The 4,141-nt window shown below is 69.7% G+C and carries 6 protein-coding genes; 2 read left to right on the top strand and 4 right to left on the bottom strand.

Annotation, left to right across the window (positions count from 1 at the left end):
* Positions 1-28 precede the first annotated feature (28 nt).
* The gene (locus tag AC1DOC_RS22410; protein ID WP_478081294.1) at positions 29-397 is read left to right on the top strand and encodes a hypothetical protein; all 369 of its coding nucleotides are present in this window, start codon (positions 29-31) and stop codon (positions 395-397) included.
* Positions 398-422: 25 nt separating this feature from the next.
* Here the strand turns inward: AC1DOC_RS22410 and AC1DOC_RS22405 are convergent, their stop codons facing one another.
* The gene (locus tag AC1DOC_RS22405; RefSeq protein ID WP_478081293.1) at positions 423-815 is read right to left on the bottom strand and encodes a TraR/DksA family transcriptional regulator; all 393 of its coding nucleotides are present in this window, start codon (positions 813-815) and stop codon (positions 423-425) included.
* Between the two features lie 68 nt (positions 816-883).
* Here AC1DOC_RS22405 and AC1DOC_RS22400 point away from each other — a divergent pair, with 68 nt between their 5' ends.
* Positions 884-2,272: a hypothetical protein gene (locus AC1DOC_RS22400; RefSeq protein ID WP_478081292.1), complete on the top strand. Its 1,389-nt coding sequence runs from the start codon at positions 884-886 to the stop codon at positions 2,270-2,272.
* Here AC1DOC_RS22400 and AC1DOC_RS22395 read toward each other — a convergent pair.
* The 3 genes from AC1DOC_RS22395 to AC1DOC_RS22385 all read right to left on the bottom strand — a co-directional run.
* Complete coding sequence (locus tag AC1DOC_RS22395) at positions 2,257-3,372, bottom strand: mechanosensitive ion channel family protein (protein WP_062363502.1); 1,116 nt, start codon at positions 3,370-3,372, stop codon at positions 2,257-2,259. The two genes, AC1DOC_RS22400 and AC1DOC_RS22395, sit on opposite strands and share 16 nt — an antisense overlap.
* A gap of 100 nt (positions 3,373-3,472) precedes the next feature.
* A complete protein-coding gene (locus tag AC1DOC_RS22390) occupies positions 3,473-3,856 on the bottom strand; it encodes a DUF427 domain-containing protein (protein ID WP_012745844.1) in 384 nt (127 codons plus the stop codon).
* On the bottom strand, positions 3,853-4,141 hold a 289-nt coding region (locus tag AC1DOC_RS22385; RefSeq protein ID WP_478130507.1), incomplete at its 5' end, for a dienelactone hydrolase family protein. The genes AC1DOC_RS22385 and AC1DOC_RS22390, both read right to left, overlap by 4 nt.

Below are 4,141 nucleotides of genomic sequence, written 5' to 3'. Positions count from 1 at the left end.
CCTTCATTGAGTCGAGGGAGAACGGGACATGACCAAGCTGCACGCCTCGAAGACATGGCTCGCGCTGCTCGTGGTGCCCGCCTTCGCGCTGCTCTGCCAGACGCTCGCGTATGCCGCGGTTCCCCAGGCCTGCACCCTGCGGACGACGCTGCTGCTGCATGCGCTGAGCATCGGCGCGCTGCTGGGCTGCCTTGCGCCCACGCTGCTCGCGGGCGGCGAATGGCGGCGCCTGGGCGGCGGCGTACAGGCCGGCGGCACGCTGGACAGCGACGCGGCGGCGCCCGCCGTGCGCCAGCGCTTTCTTGCAGCGCTGGCCACCGGCATGGGTGCACTTTTCACGCTGCTGGTGGCGGCGCAATGGTTCGCGGCCTGGGTGCTGTCACCCTGCCTGCAATGAACAGGGCGGCTCTGAGTGCCCGCGTTCACAGGGCGGGGGGAATGCGGATTTCGATCGGATGCGTGCGCTCATGGCGCTGCTGGCATTCGAGGCAGCGCGCCGAGGCCGGCAGGGCCTCGAGTCGATCGAGCGGAATCTGCACGCCGCAATCGATGCAGGTTCCGAACTCGCCGGTGCGCAGGCGCTCGCGCGCGGCCTCGATGTCCCGCAGCTCGGACACATCGCGCTCCACTTCCGCGCCCCGGAGCGCGCCGCGCAGCCGCTCCTCGGCCGCGTCCACCGTGTCCGGCACCTGGATGTGCGGGGTGCGGGTGGGCGCCTCGTCCTCGTCGGCCTTGGCGGCTCTCAGTTCGCTTTCGAGCTCGGCCGCCCGCTCGTCGAGCTTGCGGTTCCATTGCGCTTTTTCAGTGTTGTCCATGGCAGAGTGGCAGGCAATCGGCATGCCCGCCGCGGGCCGCCACCGGAACATCCAGCCGCAGGATTCGAATGGATTTGCAGCAACCGCAACAACCGCACCTCGACGCCGTTCTCCTGGCCGCCTTGCGCGCGGCGCCGCGCCGGTATCGCCTGCCTCCTCTGCCGGCCGATGCCGAAGCGGCCCTGGCGGGCGGCACGCAGGCCACGCTCGCCTTTGCGATCGAGGCCGCGCGCACCGGGCCCGCACCAGGCATCCAGGCGCTTTTCACCCGCGCGCTGGCGCAGTTGATCCGCGAGGCGCTCGCGCCCGAACGCGGCGACCCGGCGTTCCAGGCCGCCATGCTGCAGGCGCAGGACGCGCAGGTGCATGAGCATGTGCAGCTGTCCCGGCAGCGCGCGGCCGATCGGCGCACCCTCAGGATGGCTATCGATGCCATCGCGCATCCCGGCAAGCTGCGGCGCGAGGCGGCCGGCGCCCTGCGCGACGCGCTGGCCCGGCTGCACGGCCTTGCGGCCGCGGGCGCATGGGCGGAACTGGCAGAGGCCATCGGGCAGCTGCTCGCGCAGGAACTCCCCGGCCCCGGAAATTTCCGCGCGCCGCTGGAAGCGATCCACGCAAGCCCCGCGCTGCGGCGGCTGGTGCGCGGCAGCGAGCTGCTCCGGCGTGAGAGCGTGCAGCGCTACCAGGCGCTGTGCGAACGGCGCGGACCGCTCGCGGGCAGCGATGCCGCGGCCGCTGAAGGGCGCGCATCGGCGCAGCAGGGCCGGATCGCCGAACACGCCGCGGTCGAGGCCTTCCGCGAGATCGCCGGCATGCTGAACCGCCATAGCGAGGGAGCCGCCACCTACCGCGTCGCACGCGGTCTTCGCACGCCGCGCGGCTTTCCGGGAGAAGCGAGCAAGGCCAAGGAGGAGTGGGACGCCGCCATCGTGCGCGGAGGCGATGCGGGTGGCGCCAGCCTCGTTCTCCTTGCCGAAACCAAGGCCTCGCCCGCCGCGGCCACCTCCGACTTTCCGCGCCTGCTGCGCGGCCTGCGGCGCCTTGCGAAGGCCGACGCCGAAGCGGTCTACGCCTTTGCATCGGCCGACGGCGAGCAGCGCATTACCGGCGCCTCGCTGCAGGGCCTGCGCCCGGTCCGCCGCCTGTTGCCGCCCCACGTGATCTATTGCTGCTCGGCACCGCCCGAGGCCCTGCCGCAGCCGCTGGGCGCCGCAACCAGGGCCGTGCTGCTTGCCGAGCCCGCGAGCCTGGCTTTCGCGCAGCAGCTCGCACGCGGCGAGGCGCCATCGCATGCCGCACTGGCCCCGGTCTGGCACGCGCTGGCCACGGCACCGCGGCTGCAGGCCGCATTGCACCAGTACGAAACCGCGCAGAAGGCACGCGCGGCCATGCTGCATCCGGACGACCTGCTGGCGTCGGTGGCGCACGGCCTTCAGCGTTCCTACTCTTCTTCCTGAGTGGCCAGTTCCTTCGCCACCGCGCGCCGGCCCTCGGGCGACAGCACGTGCAGGGATCGCGCCGGAATCGCAAACTCCACGCCCAGCCGCGCGAACTCGCGCATCATCTGCAGGTTGAGGCGCTGCTGCTCGTCCATGTAGAGCCCGTAGTCCGGCGTGGTCACGAAGTACACGACCTCGAAGTCGAGCGAGCTCTCGCCGAAGGCCTGGAAGTGCACGCGGTCCAGCCGCAGCGACGGCCGCGACTCGATCAACCGCTTCACGATGCCCGGTATGGCCTCCAGCTGTTCGGGCGTGCTGCGGTAGCTCACGCCAAACTTGAAGGCAATGCGGCGCTCGTCCATGCGGCGATAGTTCTTCACGGTCTGCTTGAGCAGGTCGGTGTTGCCGATCACGATCTGCTCGCCGCTCAGGCTGCGCAGCCGCGTGGTCTTGAGGCCCACGTGCTGCACCGTGCCCGAGAGACCGCCGACACCAATCGCATCGCCCACCTCGAATGGCTTGTCGACCGCGATGGACAGCGAGGCGAACAGGTCGCCCAGGATGTTCTGCATCGCAAGCGCAATCGCAATGCCGCCCACGCCCAGGCTGGCGACGAAGGCGGTGATGTTGACGCCCAGGTTCGACAGCACCGCCAGCAGGATCACCGCCCACAGCACGGTGCGCATCGACCACGACATCAGCGTGGCCGATGCGCTGACCTGCGTCATGCTCGCGGAGGCGTGGCGCTGCTCGTAGCGGCGCAGCCCGAAGCCGATGGCCCGGGTGAACCACAGGCCCGCCTGCAGCGCAATGGCAATGAACCACAGCTGCCCGACGCGCTGGTTCCAGCGCTCGGGCAGCTCGAGCATGCCCACGCCGACGAGCAGCGCGGCCAGCACCAGGAAAGCGCGGTTGGTGCCGGCCAGCACTTCGACCACCGTGTCGTCGATGCGATTGCTCGTGTGCTGCGCGATGCCGCGCATGCGCCCGATCATGTAGCGCAGCACCAGCCGCATCGCCAGGTAGGCGGCAAGCGCGGCGGCCACCGCCAGCGCCAGATCGGGCACCGGCAGCCCCAGCAGCGTTGCATCGGCCAGCGTGTCGAGCGCTTCATTCATCGGAGAACGGCCTTTCCGGGCTTGGAGTGAAGGAAGGTCATCGCTGCGGGTTGTGCGGCAAATATTGCCGCACATGCGAGAGCGCTACCCGGCGGCTCGCTCAGCTCTTCGGACGGACATGGATCTCCGGAAACTTCTCGTCGTAGAAAGCCATGCGGCCCTTCAGCGCCTGGTGCTCGTCGTACGGATCTTCATACGACCAGATCGCGTCGTCGAGCTGCCGCTCGCCCACGTTCAGGCTGTAGTAGCTCGCGGTGCCCTTGAACGGGCATTCGGTCGTGGTCTGCGAACGCTTGAGCTTGTCCGTGCGGACGTCGGTGCGCGGAAAGTAGTAGCGCACCGGCGACTTGTCCTCGACCACCTTGATCACGTCCGCCGAGCTCGCGACGACCATGCCTTCGACCTCGACCTCCATCGGCTGGCGAAGCGGCTCTTCGCGCACCTGGTGGTCGGGCCATTTCTGGTGTCCTGGTGATTTGCTCATTTCTTGGTACTCCTGGAGGGATCGAGATGGTCCCGAAACCAGTCGCGCGCCAGCTTGGACACCGCGCCCAGCGCTTCGGGTTCCTCGAAAAGATGCGTTGCACCGGGCACGAGCGAAAGCCGCTTCTCGCCGCGCAGCACCGCAAGGGCTTGCCAATTCATGTCGATCACCGGCCCGTCATTGCCGCCGACGATCAGCAGCGTGGGCGCGCGCACGCGCTCGAGCGCGGGCCCGGCCAGGTCGGGCCGCCCGCCGCGCGAGACCACGGCGTGCACCGCGTCGGGC

The sequence above is a fragment of the Variovorax sp. 01T439_2 genome (genome assembly GCF_056398445.1).
The sequence above is the reverse complement of the archived record's forward strand: the minus strand, read 5'-3'. Positions and strand labels throughout refer to the sequence as shown.